Below are 16,010 nucleotides of genomic sequence, written 5' to 3' on the forward strand. Positions count from 1 at the left end.
CACGGATTTTTCGGACAGGCCCCGCGCCTCCGTTCGGCCGAACACCCCTCACACAGGACAAAGGAGTCAAGGAATCATGGACGCTGTGACCCAGGTCCCCACCCCGGTCAACGAGCCGGTGCACGGCTACGCCCCTGGTTCCCCGGAGCGCGCCCGTCTGGAAGCCAAGCTCAAGGAACTGGCGGAGAACCCCGTCGACCTGCCGATGACCATCAACGGTGAGAAGCGGATGGGCGGCGGCGAGCGCTTCGACGTCGTGCAGCCGCACAACCACCGGGCCGTCATCGGCACCTACGCCAACGCCACCGAGCAGGACGCCAAGGACGCGGTCGACGCCGCCCTCGCCGCCGCCCCGGCCTGGCGCGCGATGTCCTTCGACGACCGCGCCGCGATCATCCTGCGCGCCGCCGAGCTGCTCTCGGGCCCCTGGCGCGAGACGCTGGCCGCCTCGACCATGCTGGGCCAGTCGAAGACCGCCCAGCAGGCCGAGATCGACACTCCCTGCGAGCTCGTCGACTTCTGGCGCTTCAACGTCCACTACGCCCGCAACCTGCTCGCCGAGCAGCCCCCGGCGAACTCCCCGGGCGTGTGGAACCGCATGGACCACCGCCCGCTCGAAGGCTTCGTCTACGCGATCACGCCGTTCAACTTCACGGCCATCGCGGGCAACCTGCCGACCGCCCCGGCCCTGATGGGCAACGTCGTCGTGTGGAAGCCGTCCCCGACGCAGACCCACGCCGCCGTGCTGCTCATGCAGCTCCTGGAGGAGGCCGGTCTGCCCAAGGGCGTCATCAACCTCGTGACCGGTGACGGCCTGGCCGTCTCCGAGGTCGCCCTCAACCACCGCGACCTGGCCGGCATCCACTTCACCGGTTCGACCAAGACCTTCCAGCACCTGTGGAAGACCGTCGGCACCAACATCGAGAAGTACCGCACCTACCCGCGTCTGGTCGGCGAGACCGGCGGCAAGGACTTCGTCGTCGCGCACCCCAGCGCCGACCGGGCCGTCCTGAAGACCGCGCTGACCCGTGGCTCCTTCGAGTACCAGGGCCAGAAGTGCTCCGCGTCCTCGCGCGCCTACGTCCCGGCGTCGATCTGGAACGACGGCTTCAAGGAGGAGTTCGCGGCGGAGGTCGACGGCATCTCCATGGGTGACGTCACCGACCTGTCGAACTTCATCGGCGCGGTCATCGACGAGCGCTCCTTCGCCAAGAACAAGGCCGCGATCGACCGCGCGAAGGCGGACGCCTCCTGCACGATCGTCGCGGGCGGCAGCTACGACGACTCGGTGGGCTACTTCGTGCGCCCGACCGTCATCGAGTGCACCGACCCGGCGAACGAGGTCTTCACGACCGAGTACTTCGGCCCGATCCTGGCGGTCCACGTCTACGACGACGCCAAGTACGACGAGATGCTGGAGCAGATGGAGTCGGCCTCCGACTACGCCCTGACCGGCGCCGTCATCTCCAACGACCGCGCCGCGGCCGCGTACACGATGGAGAAGCTCCGCTACGCGGCGGGCAACTTCTACATCAACGACAAGTCGACCGGCGCCGTCGTCGGCCAGCAGCCCTTCGGCGGCGGCCGCGCGTCCGGCACCAACGACAAGGCGGGCGCCCCGCAGAACCTGATGCGCTGGACGCTGACCCGCGCCATCAAGGAGACGCTGGTCCCGCCGACCGACTACGGCTACCCGCACATGGGCTGATGCCGTAGCCGCACCGAAACCCCGCCCCCGTCCTTGGTCCCCCAACCGAGGACGGGGGCGGTTTCCGTGTCCGCCCGTCCTTGCGCCGGCTGTCTCCGAGCGGGCCGCCCGCTCAGATCTCGATGAGCACCTGGTCGAGGGACTTGCGGACCAGGTCGGGCACCTCGCAGTCGTCGGCCGGATAGCCGACCGGTATGACGGCGAACGCCTTCTCGTTCGCGGGGCGGTCGAGCACCTCGGACAGGAACCGCATCGGGCTCGGCGTGTGCACCAGGGCGGCGAGGCCCGACTGGTGCAGCGCGGAGAGCAGCAGGCCCACCGCGATGCCGACCGACTCGTCCACGTAGTAGTGCTTGTGCTTGGTGCCGTCCTCGGCCAGCCAGTAGCGCTGCTGGAAGACGACGAGCAGCGCCGGGGCGTCCGTGAGGTGGGTCTTCACCGCGTCCGTGCCGATCGGCCGCAGCGCCGCCAGCCACTCCTCGCCGAGGCGCCCGTCGTAGGAGATCCGCTCCTCCTCCTCGGCCGCCGCGCGGATCCTGCGCCGTACGTCCGCGTCCTTGACCAGGACGAACGTCCACGGCTGCTGATGGGCGCCGGAGGGCGCGGTCGCGGCGCAGGCGACCGCGTCCCGCACGGCCTGCTCGGGCACCGGGTCGGGCGAGAAGCGGCGGACGGTACGGCGCTCGGCCAGGCGCTCGCGCAGCGCGGCGGCCCGCGCCAGGGTCTCGGCGCTCGCCATGCGGGCCGGCCGGTAGGGGACGGGCCGGTAGGGCTCGCCGTGGACGGGGGTCCAGTGCTGCTCGGTGGGTGTGGGCATGGGACGAGTCTGGCGGGTCGGTTGGTCCGGTCCAAGTCCCTTGGTGCACACGTGACTTGAAAGTCCGTGCAGGGTGGCGAGTGTGCGCGCGCCGGGGGCCTGCGGGGCGGACGGAAAGCGCCTCGTCCGCCCCGTGCTGTGAGGTTCCTGTGCGGCCACTACTATGCAGCTCTCGCTCGGCTCACATGCCCGGGCGAGTCGTTCCTTTGGGGGGAACCTTCCATGCGCACCAAGCTTCGCGCTGCCCTGGTGACGGCTGCCGCCGCCCTGGGTCTCGTCGCGACCTCCGTCGTCCCGGCCCAGGCCGCGACCGGCTTCGACCGCTGTCCGCAGGGCAAGTTCTGCGTCTTCGACGGCGCCGACGGCCAGGGCGCGATGGCGACGTACACCACGTCGCAGCCCAACCTCGGATCGTGGCGCTTCAAGGCCTCCTCGGTCATCGACCGCAGCAGCGCCGCCAGTCTCTGCCTCTACAGCCGGACCAACTACCAGTACGTGGACGCCGTCCACGACGTCGAGGCCTGTGGCACCGGAGCCATCGGCATCAACCTGTCCGACTTCGCGGACAAGAACAGCCATCTGGACAACAACCTCGGGTCCGCCCGCATGGGGCACACCATGCGGGAGAGCCGGGGCGGCGACGAGTTCCCCGGCTGGTCCGGTCCCTACGGCAGCGGCCCCGGCCCGGCCCAGCCGTTCGGGGACCTCAACCGCGACGGCACACCGGACCTGCTGGACCGCAGCTGGGCGGGCCGGCTGTGGTTCCTGCCCGGTGACTACACCGGCTCCCTCATCGGTGGCGGCTGGAACAGCATGACCGCCCTGACCCGGCACGGCGACCTGACCGGCGACGGCAACGAGGACCTGCTGGCCCGGGACACCGCCGGAAACCTCTACATGTACCCGGGCAACGGCAAGGGCTGGTTCGGTACCCGGCTGCTCGTCGGCGGCGGCTGGAACACCATGAGCGCGATCCAGGCCGCGGGCGACCTCAACGGCGACGGCAAGGGCGACCTGCTGGCCCGCGACACCTCGGGGCAGCTCTGGATGTACCCGGGCAACGGCCGGGGCTGGTTCGGCAAGCGGCTGCTCATCGGCGGCGGCTGGAACGTCATGAAGGCCTTCGCCGGTCCTGGCGACCTGAACGGCGACGGCAGGAACGACCTCGTGGTCAGCGACAACACCGGCAAGCTGTGGCTCTACCCCGGCAACGGCCGGGGCTGGTTCGGCACCCGCGTCATGATCGGTACGGGCGGCTGGGGCGCGTTCGACACGCTGCTCGGCATCGGCGACTACGACCGGGACGGACGTCCCGACCTGCTCGCGGTCGGCGGCGACGAGTCCTTCCTCTACCGCGGCCTTACCGGTGGCCGTCTCGCCGCGGGCGAGTCCGACGCATACCTTGAGGACAGCGACCGGCTGTTCTGAGACGCCCCTGAGGGCGCGGGGAGCCGTGCGACCGCCCAGCGCGGTCCGCGGACCCTTCCCGCGCCCCGCGGGGGAGGTCCCTGGAATGATCCGGGTCATGGACGTGACACAACGCACCGCGCACACCGCGGACTTGACCCGCGCCGAGCTCCGCGTCATCCGCGCCCTTCTCGACACGGCCTTCGACGGCGGCTTCGGCGACGACGACTGGGACCACACCCTCGGCGGTGTGCACGCCCTCGTCCACCAGGGCGGCGACCTCGTCGCCCACGGCAGCGTGATCCAGCGCCGGGTGCTGCACGGCGGGCGGTCGTACCGCGTCGGATACGTGGAGGGCGTCGCCGTCCGCGCGGACCAGCGGCGGCGCGGTCTCGGCGGGCTCGTCATGGCGCCCCTGGAGCGGGTCATCGAGGGCGCCTACGCCTTCGGTGCGCTGTCGGCCAGCGAGAAGGGCGCCCCGCTGTACCGGGCACGGGGCTGGCGGCCGTGGGGCGGACGCATCGAGGCGCTGGCGCCGGACGGGGTGGTGCCGCTGCCCGAGGAGGAGGGCACCACCTATGTCCTGGGGGCGCAAGTGCCCATCGCAGCGAGCCCGTTGACCTTCGACTGGCGGGACGGGGACGTGCTCTAGCGCCCCGCGGGCCGGCCCCGGTCAGCCGCTGACCGAGACCGCGCCCGTCTCAAGGTGGCCGGTGTACCGCCGCGACCACGTACCGTCCGAGTCCGCGGTGACCGTGAAGTCGTACCAGCCGTCCTGGTACGCCACCGCGTTGAAGAAGTCCTCGGTCGAGCCGCCCGCGGGGACCGTGTACGTCCATGTGCCGGTCCGGTACTGGTTCGAGGTGATGGTGAACTTCACCGCTGCCGCCGAGGAGTTGGTCATCCTGAACCAGATCGCCTGCTTCCCCGTGCCGGGCTCCACCGCGTAGCGCGCGGCCACCTCGACGGACTTGCCCGCCTTCGTGGCGTCGCCGACGAACCGGCGCAGGAAGCGGTTGGGGCCGACCATGGTGAAGTCGTACTTGCCCGCGCCCGCACCCGTGCCGATCTGGAAGGAGTCCGTGGCCGTGCCGCCCGGGTCGACCGTGTACTGCCAGGGGGTCGTGTCGCGGTAGGCGTTGGGGTGGATGGACAGATGCGCGGCGCTGGTGGCGGGGGCGCCCTGGTTGGCCATGCCGAACCAGGCCACGATCTGCCCGGCGGCCTTGAACTCGAACCGGTCGAGGTTGCCGTTGGGCTGGTACGGCAGCGCTCGGGCCGGCCGGGTGCCCGACTCCTGCGCGGGCAGCGCGTTGTTCTGCGGCGCCGGGTTGGGCAGCGGGCCGCAGGTGCCGATGCCGATCACCTTGGTGCCGGGCAGCCCGGAGGGCATGCCGTACACCGGCGAGGCGAAGTCGAAGAGGCCCGTCAGGTCGCCGGTGACCTTGCGTCGCCAGGTGCTGATGTTGGGACAGTTCGCCGGGGTGCCGAGCGCGGCCGTCCACTTCTCCATGAAGCGCAGTACCGAGGTGTGGTCGAAGACCTCCGAGGAGACCCAGCCCCCGCGCGTCCAGGGCGACATGACGAGCATCGGCACCCGGAAGCCCAGCCCGTACGGGACGCCGTTGAGGAACTCGCCCGCGGTTCCGGCCGGCGGCGAGGGCGGCGGGACGTGGTCGAAGAAGCCGTCGTTCTCGTCGTAGTTGAGGAACAGGACGGTCGAGTCGAAGACCTCGGGGGACGCGGCCAGCGCGCGGTAGACCAGGTCGACGAAGTGCGCGCCGTCGCCGGGCGGGGCGTAGGGGTGCTCGGAGAAGGCCTGGTTGGCGACGACCCAGGACACCTGGGGGAGCGTTCCGTTCAGCGCGTCGGCCTTGATCGCGGCCGCGATGTCGTCGGGGGTGGAGCCGGTGGCGGCGGGGACGGAGGCCATGCCGCGGTCGTGCAGGGGGTCGCCCGCCTTGGCGGCGGTGAACTTCGAGAAGTAGGCGAGACCGTTGTCGCCGTAGTTGTCGTTCGCGTTCTGGTAGACCTTCCAGCTCACCCCGGCGCGTTGAAGTGCCTCCGCGTACGTCTCCCAGGTCAGACCCGACTCGTCGCCGCCGTCGTTGCTGGTGGCGTCCACCTTGCCGCTCCACAGGAAGGTGCGGTTGGGGCCGGTGGCGCTGAGTGTGGAGCTGAAGTAGGCGTCGCAGATGGTGTAGTTGTCGGCCAGCGCGTAGTGGAACGGGATGTCGTCGCGGTCCAGGTGGCCGAGCGAGCGGACGTTGCCCACGCCCGCGACCCAGTTGTCCATCCGGCCCTTGTTCCAGGCGGAGTGCTGCGAGGTCCAGCTGTGCGGCAGGTCGCCGTTGCACTGGGCCAGGGTCTCGCCGTCGACGCCGCCCGCCGCGGGGGTGGAGCTGAGCTTCCACGGGTACTGGCGGCCGAGGCCGTTGGGCTGGTTGAAGACGGGCCGGCCGCCCGAGAGCAGGATGCCGCTCTTGTCGCCGAAGCCCCGGACGCCCTTGAGGCGGCCGAAGTAGTGGTCGAAGCTGCGGTTCTCCTGCATGAGGATCACCACGTGCTTGACGTCCTTGATGGTGCCGGTCGCCGCTGCGGCCGCCGCGCTCGTGACCGCCGGACCGGCGGCCTGCGCCGCCGCCCCCGCCGGCAGCACCGCGCCGGCCGCCATGCCCGCACCGAGGGCCACGAACCCTCTACGACTGATCGGAGTCATCCGCCCGCCTCTTCGTCGCTTGTGCCCCTGCGGCACATCGAGCGCAAGAGTGGCGCCGCCCAATGGTCTGAAGCTAGACCTCTACAGGGATGGATTTGTGAACAGTCGGTCAACGCCAGGGTTTCTTAAGGTTCGATGAGAACCTTCGACCCTTTCGCGCCACCGTTCAGCATGGCGGCGGCCCGCCCTCGGACGTCGACCCGAGCTCGGCGACGAGCTCCGCGAGCGCACCGCGCAGCCAGCGGTGGGCCGGGTCGGCGTCCACGCGGAGGTGCCAGGCCTGGCGGTAGGGGCTGGCCGGCAGGTCGAGCGGGATGTCCAGGACCGCGAGCGGCATCGCCCGGGCCGCCTCGACCGCGAACTCACGCGGTACCAGCGCGAGCGCGTCCGAGCGCAGGGCCAGGAAGCAGGCCGCGGTGTACGTCGGCGCGGTCGCCAACACGTCGCGTGCCAGGCCGAGTTCGGCGAGCTTCTCGTCGACGACGCTGTGCACCCGGCCACGCCGGGTGACCGTGATGTGGGGGAGCGCGGCGAACCGCTCGGGGGTCAGCCGCTCGGCGGCGTACGGACCGTCGGCGCGGGCGATCGCCGCATAGCCGTAGGCGCCGAGCGACTCGCTGCGGATGTCGTGCGGCAGCTCGCCCATCTGCCCCACGTCCAGGTCGATGCGGTCCCGCAGGTCCGCCGGGTCCTCGTCACCCTCGGGCAGCATGCGCAACCGCACGCCGGGGGCCTCGCGCAGCACCCGCCCGGTCAGCGCCGAGCCGAAGACGATGGCCACGGAGTCATTGACCCGGATCCTGAACTCCCTTCGCAGCGTGGCCAGTTCGAGCTCCGGCGGCGGGCGGAGCGCGGCGAGCGCGGCGGCGAGCGCCGCCTCCACGCGCGGCTGGAGTTCCCGGGCGCGCGGCGTCAGGGTCAGGCCGCGCCCGGACGGCACGAGCAGCTCGTCGCCCACCACCCGGCGCAGCCGGCCGAGCGTCCGGCTCATCGCGGACGGCGAGATCCGCATCTCGGCGGCGGCCCCGGCCACGCTCCCGGCGCGAAGGAGGGCGTCGAGCGCGGGCAGCAGATTCATGTCGGGGAGCTGTTGCATGGGCTCAGTATGCTGCGTCGCACGCACTCCTCGCATAACCAACCGGACCTTGTGTGCAGCAATGGTGACGGCCACGCTGAACCCCATGCTCGACACCCGACAGCGCGCCACCGCCCTGCTCATCGCCGGCTGCTTCTTCATGGAGATGCTGGACGGCACCATCGTGGCCACCGCCGCCCCGCAGATGGCGGCCTCCCTCGACACCACGCCCTCCTCGGTGGGCCTGGTGATCACCGTCTATCTGCTGACCCTCGCCGTGCTCATACCGCTCAGCGGCTGGCTCACCGCGCGCTTCGGCGCCCGGCGGATCTTCCTCACCGCCATCGTCCTGTTCACCCTCGCCTCGGCGGCCTGCGCCGCGAGCGACAGCCTCGGCCTGCTCGTCGCGATGCGCGTCCTCCAAGGCGCGGGCGGCGCGATGATGGTCCCGGTCGGCCGGCTGCTCGTGCTCGCCGGGGCCGCCAAGACCGACATACCGAAGATCATGGCGTACATCGTCTGGCCGGGACTCATGGCGCCCGTGGTCGCCCCGCTGCTCGGCGGAGTGCTCACCACGTACGCGAGCTGGCACTGGATGTTCCTGGTGAACCTCCCGCTGGGCGCCGTCGCGTTCGTCGTCGCCCGGCGCCTGGTGGCGGCCGCGCCGACCGCCACCCCGCCGCCGCTCGACGTGCCCGGCGTGCTGCTCACCTGCACCGGGCTCGGCGCCCTCACCTGGGCCGCCCATCTCGTCGCCGAGACCGACAGCGGCTGGGGGAGCGTGACCGCCGTCGCCGCGCTCGCCGTGCTCGCGCTCGGCGCGGCCGGACGCCATCTGCTGCGCACCGCCCACCCGTTGGTGAACCCGCGCACCCTGGACGTGGCCTCGTTCCGGGCCAGCGTGACGGGCGGCTCGCTCTTCTGGATCGTGGTCGGCTCGATGCCGTTCCTGCTGCCCCTGCTGTTCCAGGAGGTCTTCGGCTGGAGCTCGGTGAAGTCCGGTGCGGTGGTGCTCTTCGTCTTCGTCGGCAACATCGGGATCAAGCCCGCGACCACCGCACTCCTCAACCGCTTCGGCTTCCGCCCGCTGCTGCTCGTCTCCACACTCGGCCTCGCCGTCACGGTCGCGAGCTGCGCCCTGCTCACGGCGGCGACGCCCCTCGCGGTGACCGCCGCCCTCGTCCTGCTCGGCGGCGCGGCCCGCTCGCTCGGCCTGACCTGCTACTCGACCATCGCGTTCAGCGAGGTGCCGGCCGAGCGGCTGCGCGACGCCAACGCGCTGTCCGCGACCGCCAACCAGCTCGGGGCCGGGCTCGGGGTGGCCGTCGCCACGGTCGCGCTGCGCCTGGGCGGTGCCGTCACGGACACCCCGGCCGGCTCCTACGCGGTGGCGTTCTGCCTGCTCGGCGCGGTCTGCCTGGCCGCCACGGCCGGCGCCCTCCGGCTGCGCCCGGACGCCGGGGACGCGGTGCGCGGCGGGCCCGCGAACAAGACGGCCCGGGCCTCGGCGGGGGCGGCCGTCTCAGATAGTAGGAAGTCCGAGTAATTGTGGAGACAGACTCCGGCGGAGGGCTTAGCTTTGTAGGAGCCGAACGTCTCGCTGATCCAGCGAAGGGCGGTCGAGAGCGCAGTGCCCTTTGGCAGGCAACCCCTGCGGCCGCGCTCCCCGCCCCTTCCGGCACCTCACTGCATCCGCCGGGGCATGTCCCCGGACCTCCCAGCAGAGGAGTCGAATCCCCATGGTCCAGCAGCCCGCCCGCCGAGTCCGCCACTCTTCGCGCAGCAGCGAGTCCGACCGCAAGAACGCCGCCGCCGCCCTCCAGCGTGCGCTGGACCGCAGGGACAACGGCGGCGCCACCGGGCACTGAGGCCCGGGCCCCGCGGCGGAACTAACGTCCGCGCTGGATCTCGAAGTGGTCGATGCGCTCGCCCGTCTCGGCGAGCGCGCTGACCTTCATCCTCGGGTGACGGCCGGTCTCGACCTCCACCGCCAGGAACGAGTAGTTGGTGTAGCGCACCCGCGACCACTCCACCGTCTCGGTGACCTTCGCGCCGCCGTTGGCCCAGTGGTAGGTGTCCACGCTGTCGCGGTCCGCGACATGGCCCTCGTACGAGTCCGGCACCGGGAAGCTGTAGAGCGAACGGCCCGCCGCGCCGGCCGTCACGTACACGATGCCGTCGCGGGTCGGGTCGGTGCGCTCACCGATCGCGACCTTGCGGCCCACCTTGTTGCCCTTGATGGCGTCGGTGCGCTCGTACACGTGGTTGTGACCGTTGATCACCAGGTCCACCTGGTGCTTCTCGAACAGGGGCACCCACGCGTCGCGCACGCCCCCCTCCGAGGCGTGCGAACTCGTCGTGGAGAACGCGCAGTGGTGGAAGAAGACCACGATGAAGTCGACGGCGTGGTTGGCGCGCAGCTCCCCGAGCCGCTTGTCCAGCCACTTCGTCTGCTTGCCGCCGCTGATGCCGAAGTTGGCGGGGATCTCGTACGAGACGTCGTTCGCGTCGAGCGCGATCACGCCCACGTTGCCGTGCACGAACGAGTAGACACCGGGCTGGTTCACCGGGTCCGGGCCGTTGGCCGGCAGCGACCAGCGGGCGTTCTGGCCGCCGTAGCCCTGCGGCGAGTACCAGGCCTCCATGTCGTGGTTGCCGGTCGTGACCATCCACGGCACGGTCTTGGCGACCGACTCGGTCTGCGCGAGGAACTGGTCCCAGGTGCGCGCGTCGTACTGGTCCGAGGACTGGCCCGAGCCCGACGGGTCGGCGTAGCAGATGTCGCCGGCGTGCAGGTGGAAGGACGGGTTCTGGCCCAGGATCACCTGGTCGTTGCCGAGCGCGTGGTAGCTGACGCCCTGGTCGCCGAAGGCCGTGAAGGTGAAGTTCTCGGCGTGCGCCGGGGCGGTGGTGAAGGTGCCCAGCGTGCCCAGGTTGCGGCGGTCCGCCGGGTCGAAGCCGTCGTGGCCGACGCCGTAGTAGTACGTCTGGCCCGGCCGCAGCCGGTCGAGGCCGGCGTGCACGTAGAACTGCTCGGCCGCCGCGATCTTCCCGCCGTTCAGCGCGGGCGTCGTCAGGTGGCGCACCTCGGCGTCGATCTTCCGGCTGAGCGACCAGGGGCTGGTGCCGATGCGGATGTAGGGCTTCTTCACCGCGAACGGCACCTGCCAGGAGACGCGCATCTGCGTCTTGGGGTCGGCGCCGTACGCGAGGTGGCGGCCGAAGGGCGCGGCCAGCGAGCCGTCCACGCCGTGCCGGGACGTGGAGGTGAGCGCGGTCGGCGCGGCGAAGGCGGGCGAGGCCGCCCCGGCCGTGGCGAGACCCGCTCCGGCGACGGCGGCCGTGGCCGCGCCGGTCCGCAGCACACCGCGACGGCTCAGCCTGCTCCGCAGGTATTCGTGCTGCTCGGCCATGCTCATGCGCTCGGCGAGCTTGTCGGGAATGCCGAATCTGGGGATGTCCATGGCCGAAAAAGTCCTCCATCGAGTCGACGCGATTCTCTCCGGCGGATGAACGCGAGGCGTACAACTGGCTACGCGATTCCCCGAGCGCATCCGGGCCACCCGCCGGCTGTCCACACTCTGGACATCGGGTGTCAATGGCTGGGACGGCGCGTAGGGTTCCCCCATGTCGGCAAGTTCTCGCAGCATCAATCTCGCAGTGATCCCCGGTGACGGCATCGGCCAGGAGGTCGTGGCCCAGGGCCTCAAGGTCCTCGCCGCCGTCCTTCCGCAGGATGTGAAGCTGGAGACCAGGGAGTTCGACTTCGGCGCCCGGCGCTACCACGCCACCGGTGAGACCCTCACCGACGCCGACGTCGAGGCCCTCAAGCAGCACGACGCGATCCTGCTCGGCGCGATCGGCGACCCCACGGTCCCGTCCGGCGTCCTGGAGCGCGGCTTCCTGCTGAAGCTCCGCTTCCTCTTCGACCACTACGTCAACCTCCGCCCCAGCAGGCTGCTCCCCGGCGTCTCCACCCCGCTCGCCGGCCAGCCCGAGATCGACTTCATCGTCGTGCGCGAGGGCACCGAGGGCCCGTACACCGGCAACGGCGGTTCCATCCGTACCGGCACGCCGCACGAGGTCGCCACCGAGGTGTCGGTCAACACCGCCTACGGTGTCGAGCGCGTGGTCCGGGACGCCTTCGCCCGCGCCCAGGCCCGCCCCCGCAAGAAGCTGACGCTGGTCCACAAGAACAACGTCCTGGCGTACGCCGGACACCTGTGGACCAACATCTTCAACGCGGTGGCCAAGGAGTTCCCCGACGTCACCACCGACTACCTGCACGTGGACGCGGCGACGATCTTCCTCGTCACCGACCCGGCGCGGTTCGACGTGATCGTCACCGACAACCTCTTCGGCGACATCATCACCGACCTCGCCGCGGCCGTCTCCGGCGGCATCGGCGTCGCCGCCTCGGGCAACATCAACCCGAGCGGCGAGTTCCCGTCGATGTTCGAGCCCGTGCACGGCTCCGCACCGGACATCGCCGGCCAGGGCAAGGCCGACCCGTCGGCCACGATCCTCTCGGTCGCCCTGCTGCTCCGCCACCTCGGATACGAGGCCGAGGCGGTCCGCATCGAGAGCGCCGTCTCCGCCGACCTGGCCTCGCGCGGCGACTCCGTCCGCACCACGGACGAGATCGGCGACGCCCTCGCCGCGCAGGTAGCCGGCTGACCCCGCGGCACACGCAAGAGAAGCCGCCGGGCCGTATTTCGCACCCGGCGGCTTTTCGCATGCGGCCCCCGGGTGACACCATCAACCCCGGACCGCACATCACACCGTTATGTCCAAGGCCCAGGCAAGAGCGATAATCGGACCTGGGGCCGCGGCATGCGGAGCTCGGACGTCCAGCACAGACAGCGGCGTGAGCGCGGTCCGTCACTATCCACCGGTGAAGGACACAGCACTCATGACGACGCCCACGATCGAGCTCAAGCCCACCTCGCACCCGCTGTCCGACGCGGAGCGCGAGGCGATTCTGGCCAGCCCCGGTTTCGGCCGCCACTTCACCGACAACATGGTGACGGTCCGCTGGACCGAGGGCCGCGGCTGGCACGACGCCCAGCTGGTGCCGTACGCCCCGCTGTCCATGGACCCGGCCAACATGACGCTGCACTACGCGCAGACGATCTTCGAGGGCCTCAAGGCCTACCGCCAGCCCGACGGCACGGTCGCCACCTTCCGGCCCGAGGCCAACGCCGAGCGCTTCCAGAACTCGGCCCGCCGCATCGCGATGCCCGCGCTCCCCACCGACCTCTTCATCGCCGCCTGCGACGCGCTGATCCAGCAGGACAAGGCATGGGTCCCCGCCACCGGCGAGGCCTCCCTCTACCTGCGCCCGTTCATGATCGCGACCGAGGTCGGCCTGGGCGTGCGTCCGGCGAACGAGTACCTGTTCATCGTGATCGCCTCCCCGGCCGGCGCCTACTTCCCCGGCGGCGTGCAGCCCGTCTCGGTCTGGCTGTCCGAGGAGTACGTGCGCGCCGTCAAGGGCGGCACCGGTGCCGCCAAGACCGGCGGCAACTACGCGGCCTCCCTCGTCGCCCAGGCCGAGGCCGCCCAGCACGGCTGCGACCAGGTGGTCTGGCTCGACGCCGTCGAGCACCGCTGGATCGAGGAGATGGGCGGCATGAACCTGTACTTCGTGTACGGCCAGGAGGACGGCACGCAGAAGATCGTGACGCCCGAGCTCACCGGCTCGCTGCTCCCCGGGATCACCCGTGACTCCCTCCTGAAGATCGCCCGTGACCTCGGTTACGAGGCCGTGGAGGGCCGGATCTCCACGGAGGACTGGAAGCGGGACAACGAGAACGGCACCCTGACCGAGGTGTTCGCCTGCGGCACCGCCGCGGTCATCACCCCGGTCGGCTCGGTGAAGTCGGCGCGGGCCAACTGGACGCAGGGCGACGGCGAGCCGGGCGAGGTCACGATGAAGCTGCGCAAGGCGCTGCTCGACCTCCAGACCGGCCAGTCCGCCGACCCGCACGGCTGGATGCACCCGCTGGGCTAGGCGGCGGTCCTGGGGGCCGCCGCCCCCGGGCCCCTATACGCCGGAGGGGCTGGATGCCGGGCTGACCTCAGCTCCGGCATCCAGCCCCTCCGGCGCGTCCGCCCGGCGTGGCGTCAGGATCAGGTACGCCAGCCCTCCCACGACCCCCGATATGAGGAAGCTGCAGTCCACCCCGCCGGTCCACCTCAGCAGCGGGCCCTGGTAGTTGGGCAGGGACACGGCCAGCAGGCCGGCACCCGCGCCGAGAGCCCAGGCGGCCACCGCGCGCAGGTTCCAGCCGGAGCGGTACCAGTAGATCCCGCCCCGGGAGCGGCGGTTGAAGACCTGGAGGGCGTCCGCGTCGTAGACGCCGCGACAGCGCACGAAGCCGATCAGGGTGATCACCGCCCAGGGGGTGCCGATCGCCGTGAGCAGCAGGACGAACGAGGTCATCGCGGCCTGCGCGTCCCAGGCGAAGTGGCCCGCGAAGACGCACACCGTGGCGACACCGGCCACCGCGAACGTGGCCTGGGTGCGCGAGGCGCGCGGCAGGATCGCGTCCAGGTCCAGGCCCATCGAGTAGAGCATCAGACCCGCGTTGCCCACCGAGCCGGCCGAGGCCGCGAGCAGCAGTGGCACCAGGTACCAGCCGGGGGCGGCGGCGACCAGCGGGCCCGCGTAGTCGGTGGCCGCGCGGGCCGCGTACGCCGTGAACGTGCCGAAGAGCTGGGGGATCAGCAGGCCCGCGGTCAGGCCCAGCCAGGTGGCGTGCAGAACGCGGCGCGGGCGGTGGCGGGGCGGCGAGATGTAGCGGGTGTAGTCGCCGAGCAGCGTGATGAACGCGATCGGCCCGCTGAGCCCGGCCGCTACGAGCGCGAGCAGCCAGGTCGGCCAGAACGAGCCCAGCAGATAGCCGCCCGCGTCCGGCAGCGCGGCGGTGGTGAAGTGCGGTGCGTAGGCGACGACTCCGAGGATCAGCAGGGCGGTCATGCCCACCGCGAGGATGCGGGAGAGGCGCAGCATCACGCGGTAGCCGTAGACCGCGCCGATGACGGTGGCGGCGGCGAGCAGCGCGTACACGATCGAGTACGAGACGCCGCCGGTCGGCAGGCCGAGCAGGCGGTGCAGCACGCCCGTCATCGCGTCCCCGCCGATCCACACGGTCAGGGCGGTGTAGCCGAGCGAGAGCAGCAGGCCCACGATCGAGCCCACCAGCCGTCCCCGTACGCCGAATTGGGCTCCGGAGGATGTCGACAGATTGGTCGCGGTGCGCAGCGAGACGAGCGCGAGCGGGGCCGTCAGGAGCGTGCCGAGCGCGGTGCCGGCCGTGACCGCGCCGATCGAGGCCCACCACCCGAGCCCGAAGGAGACCGGCAGCCAGCCGAAGACGATCACCCCGAGGCAGAGGTTCGAGCCGAGCAGGATCGACACGAGGTCGCGCGGCCCGCTGGTGCGTTCCGCTTCCGGGACCGTATCGACTCCGCGCTGTTCTATGGGCATGCCGGGGCCTCTCGCTCTGGGGTCACTCGTCGTGGGGTTTGAGTGCCGCTCAATGTGACGCACACCAAGCCGTGACGTCAATGCTTCCCGTCTGTGAAATCTCTGGTTAGAGTGGCGTTCAAACAGGAGGTGTGGTGGCGTGCGACTGACCCCGACGGAACGTGACCGGCTGCTTTTGTTCGGTGCCGCGGAACTGGCCCGGGCCCGCAGGGCCCGGGGGCTGCGGCTGAACGTGCCCGAGGCGACCGCGCTGATCGCGGACACCGTCTGCGAGGCGGCCCGGGACGGCCGGCGCCTGGCCGAGGCCATCGAGGCGGCCCGGTCCGTGCTCGGCCCCGACGACGTGCTGCCCGGCGTGTCCGATGTGGTCACCGAGGTGCACGTGGAGGCCGTCTTCGACGACGGCTCCCGGCTCGCGGTGGTCTCCGATCCCATCGGCGGCACGGCCGGCCGGAACGCGCCCGGCGCGCTCCTTCCCGGCGCGGGCTACCCGGAGGCGGACCCGGTGGTGCGGCTCACCGTGACCAACACCGCCGCCGTGCCCGTCTCGGTCACCTCGCACTTCCACTTCTTCGAGGCCAACCCGCGGCTCGACTTCGACCGGGCCGCCTCCTACGGGATGCGGCTGTGTGTGCCCGCCGGCTCCTCGGTGAGGTTCGGGCCCGGCGAGAGCGAGGAGGTCGGCCTGGTCCCCATCGGCGGTGACCGCGTGGCGATCGGCTTCGCGGGTCTGGTCGACGGTCCCCTTGACGCGCCCGGCGCCAAGGAGGAGGCCCTGCGCAGGGCCGCGGC

The 16,010-nt window shown here is 71.3% G+C and carries 13 protein-coding genes; 8 read left to right on the forward strand and 5 right to left on the reverse strand.

Features of this window, described 5'->3' with window-relative positions; translation table 11 throughout:
- The first annotated feature begins 76 nt into the window (after positions 1–76).
- Positions 77–1,708, forward strand: coding sequence for an L-glutamate gamma-semialdehyde dehydrogenase (gene pruA, locus ACFYNP_RS27590; RefSeq protein WP_388412033.1), 1,632 nt, complete (start codon positions 77–79; stop codon positions 1,706–1,708).
- Between the two features lie 112 nt (positions 1,709–1,820).
- Here the strand turns inward: pruA and ACFYNP_RS27595 are convergent, their stop codons facing one another.
- The gene (locus tag ACFYNP_RS27595; RefSeq protein ID WP_388412035.1) at positions 1,821–2,525 is read right to left on the reverse strand and encodes a nitroreductase family protein; all 705 of its coding nucleotides are present in this window, start codon (positions 2,523–2,525) and stop codon (positions 1,821–1,823) included.
- Between the two features lie 222 nt (positions 2,526–2,747).
- Here ACFYNP_RS27595 and ACFYNP_RS27600 point away from each other — a divergent pair, with 222 nt between their 5' ends.
- Together ACFYNP_RS27600 and ACFYNP_RS27605 are read left to right on the forward strand one after the other, a co-directional pair.
- The gene (locus ACFYNP_RS27600; RefSeq protein WP_388789044.1) at positions 2,748–3,953 is read left to right on the forward strand and encodes an FG-GAP-like repeat-containing protein; all 1,206 of its coding nucleotides are present in this window, start codon (positions 2,748–2,750) and stop codon (positions 3,951–3,953) included.
- A 97-nt stretch (positions 3,954–4,050) separates the two neighbouring features.
- Positions 4,051–4,584 (forward strand): GNAT family N-acetyltransferase, encoded by a 534-nt coding sequence (locus ACFYNP_RS27605; protein ID WP_388412038.1) that lies wholly within the window; start codon positions 4,051–4,053, stop codon positions 4,582–4,584.
- A 21-nt stretch (positions 4,585–4,605) separates the two neighbouring features.
- On the opposite strand, the gene ACFYNP_RS27610 is transcribed toward ACFYNP_RS27605, so the two are convergent.
- On the reverse strand, positions 4,606–6,651 hold the full coding sequence (locus ACFYNP_RS27610; RefSeq protein ID WP_388789046.1) for a phosphocholine-specific phospholipase C: 2,046 nt from the start codon (positions 6,649–6,651) through the stop codon (positions 4,606–4,608).
- 166 nt (positions 6,652–6,817) lie between these two features.
- The gene (locus ACFYNP_RS27615) at positions 6,818–7,747 is read right to left on the reverse strand and encodes a LysR family transcriptional regulator (protein WP_388789049.1); all 930 of its coding nucleotides are present in this window, start codon (positions 7,745–7,747) and stop codon (positions 6,818–6,820) included.
- 85 nt (positions 7,748–7,832) lie between these two features.
- Between ACFYNP_RS27615 and ACFYNP_RS27620 the strand changes: the two genes are divergently transcribed.
- Both ACFYNP_RS27620 and ACFYNP_RS27625 read left to right on the forward strand, forming a co-directional pair.
- Entirely contained in the window at positions 7,833–9,272 is a 1,440-nt protein-coding gene (locus ACFYNP_RS27620; protein ID WP_388789051.1) for an MFS transporter, read from the forward strand.
- 193 nt (positions 9,273–9,465) lie between these two features.
- The gene (locus ACFYNP_RS27625; protein WP_267895424.1) at positions 9,466–9,594 is read left to right on the forward strand and encodes a hypothetical protein; all 129 of its coding nucleotides are present in this window, start codon (positions 9,466–9,468) and stop codon (positions 9,592–9,594) included.
- A gap of 21 nt (positions 9,595–9,615) precedes the next feature.
- On the opposite strand, the gene ACFYNP_RS27630 is transcribed toward ACFYNP_RS27625, so the two are convergent.
- Positions 9,616–11,190: a purple acid phosphatase family protein gene (locus ACFYNP_RS27630; RefSeq protein WP_388789054.1), complete on the reverse strand. Its 1,575-nt coding sequence runs from the start codon at positions 11,188–11,190 to the stop codon at positions 9,616–9,618.
- A gap of 163 nt (positions 11,191–11,353) precedes the next feature.
- Here ACFYNP_RS27630 and ACFYNP_RS27635 point away from each other — a divergent pair, with 163 nt between their 5' ends.
- Both ACFYNP_RS27635 and ACFYNP_RS27640 read left to right on the forward strand, forming a co-directional pair.
- Positions 11,354–12,403 (forward strand): 3-isopropylmalate dehydrogenase, encoded by a 1,050-nt coding sequence (locus ACFYNP_RS27635; protein ID WP_388412048.1) that lies wholly within the window; start codon positions 11,354–11,356, stop codon positions 12,401–12,403.
- A gap of 235 nt (positions 12,404–12,638) precedes the next feature.
- On the forward strand, positions 12,639–13,739 hold the full coding sequence (locus tag ACFYNP_RS27640; protein ID WP_388412050.1) for a branched-chain amino acid aminotransferase: 1,101 nt from the start codon (positions 12,639–12,641) through the stop codon (positions 13,737–13,739).
- A gap of 33 nt (positions 13,740–13,772) precedes the next feature.
- Here the strand turns inward: ACFYNP_RS27640 and ACFYNP_RS27645 are convergent, their stop codons facing one another.
- Entirely contained in the window at positions 13,773–15,218 is a 1,446-nt protein-coding gene (locus ACFYNP_RS27645; protein WP_388789057.1) for a cytosine permease, read from the reverse strand.
- Between the two features lie 139 nt (positions 15,219–15,357).
- Between ACFYNP_RS27645 and ureA the strand changes: the two genes are divergently transcribed.
- On the forward strand, positions 15,358–16,010 hold a 653-nt coding region (ureA, locus tag ACFYNP_RS27650; RefSeq protein WP_388789060.1), incomplete at its 3' end, for an urease subunit gamma.

The sequence above is a fragment of the Streptomyces sp. NPDC006691 genome, from assembly GCF_042869955.1.
Lineage (GTDB): Bacteria > Actinomycetota > Actinomycetes > Streptomycetales > Streptomycetaceae > Streptomyces.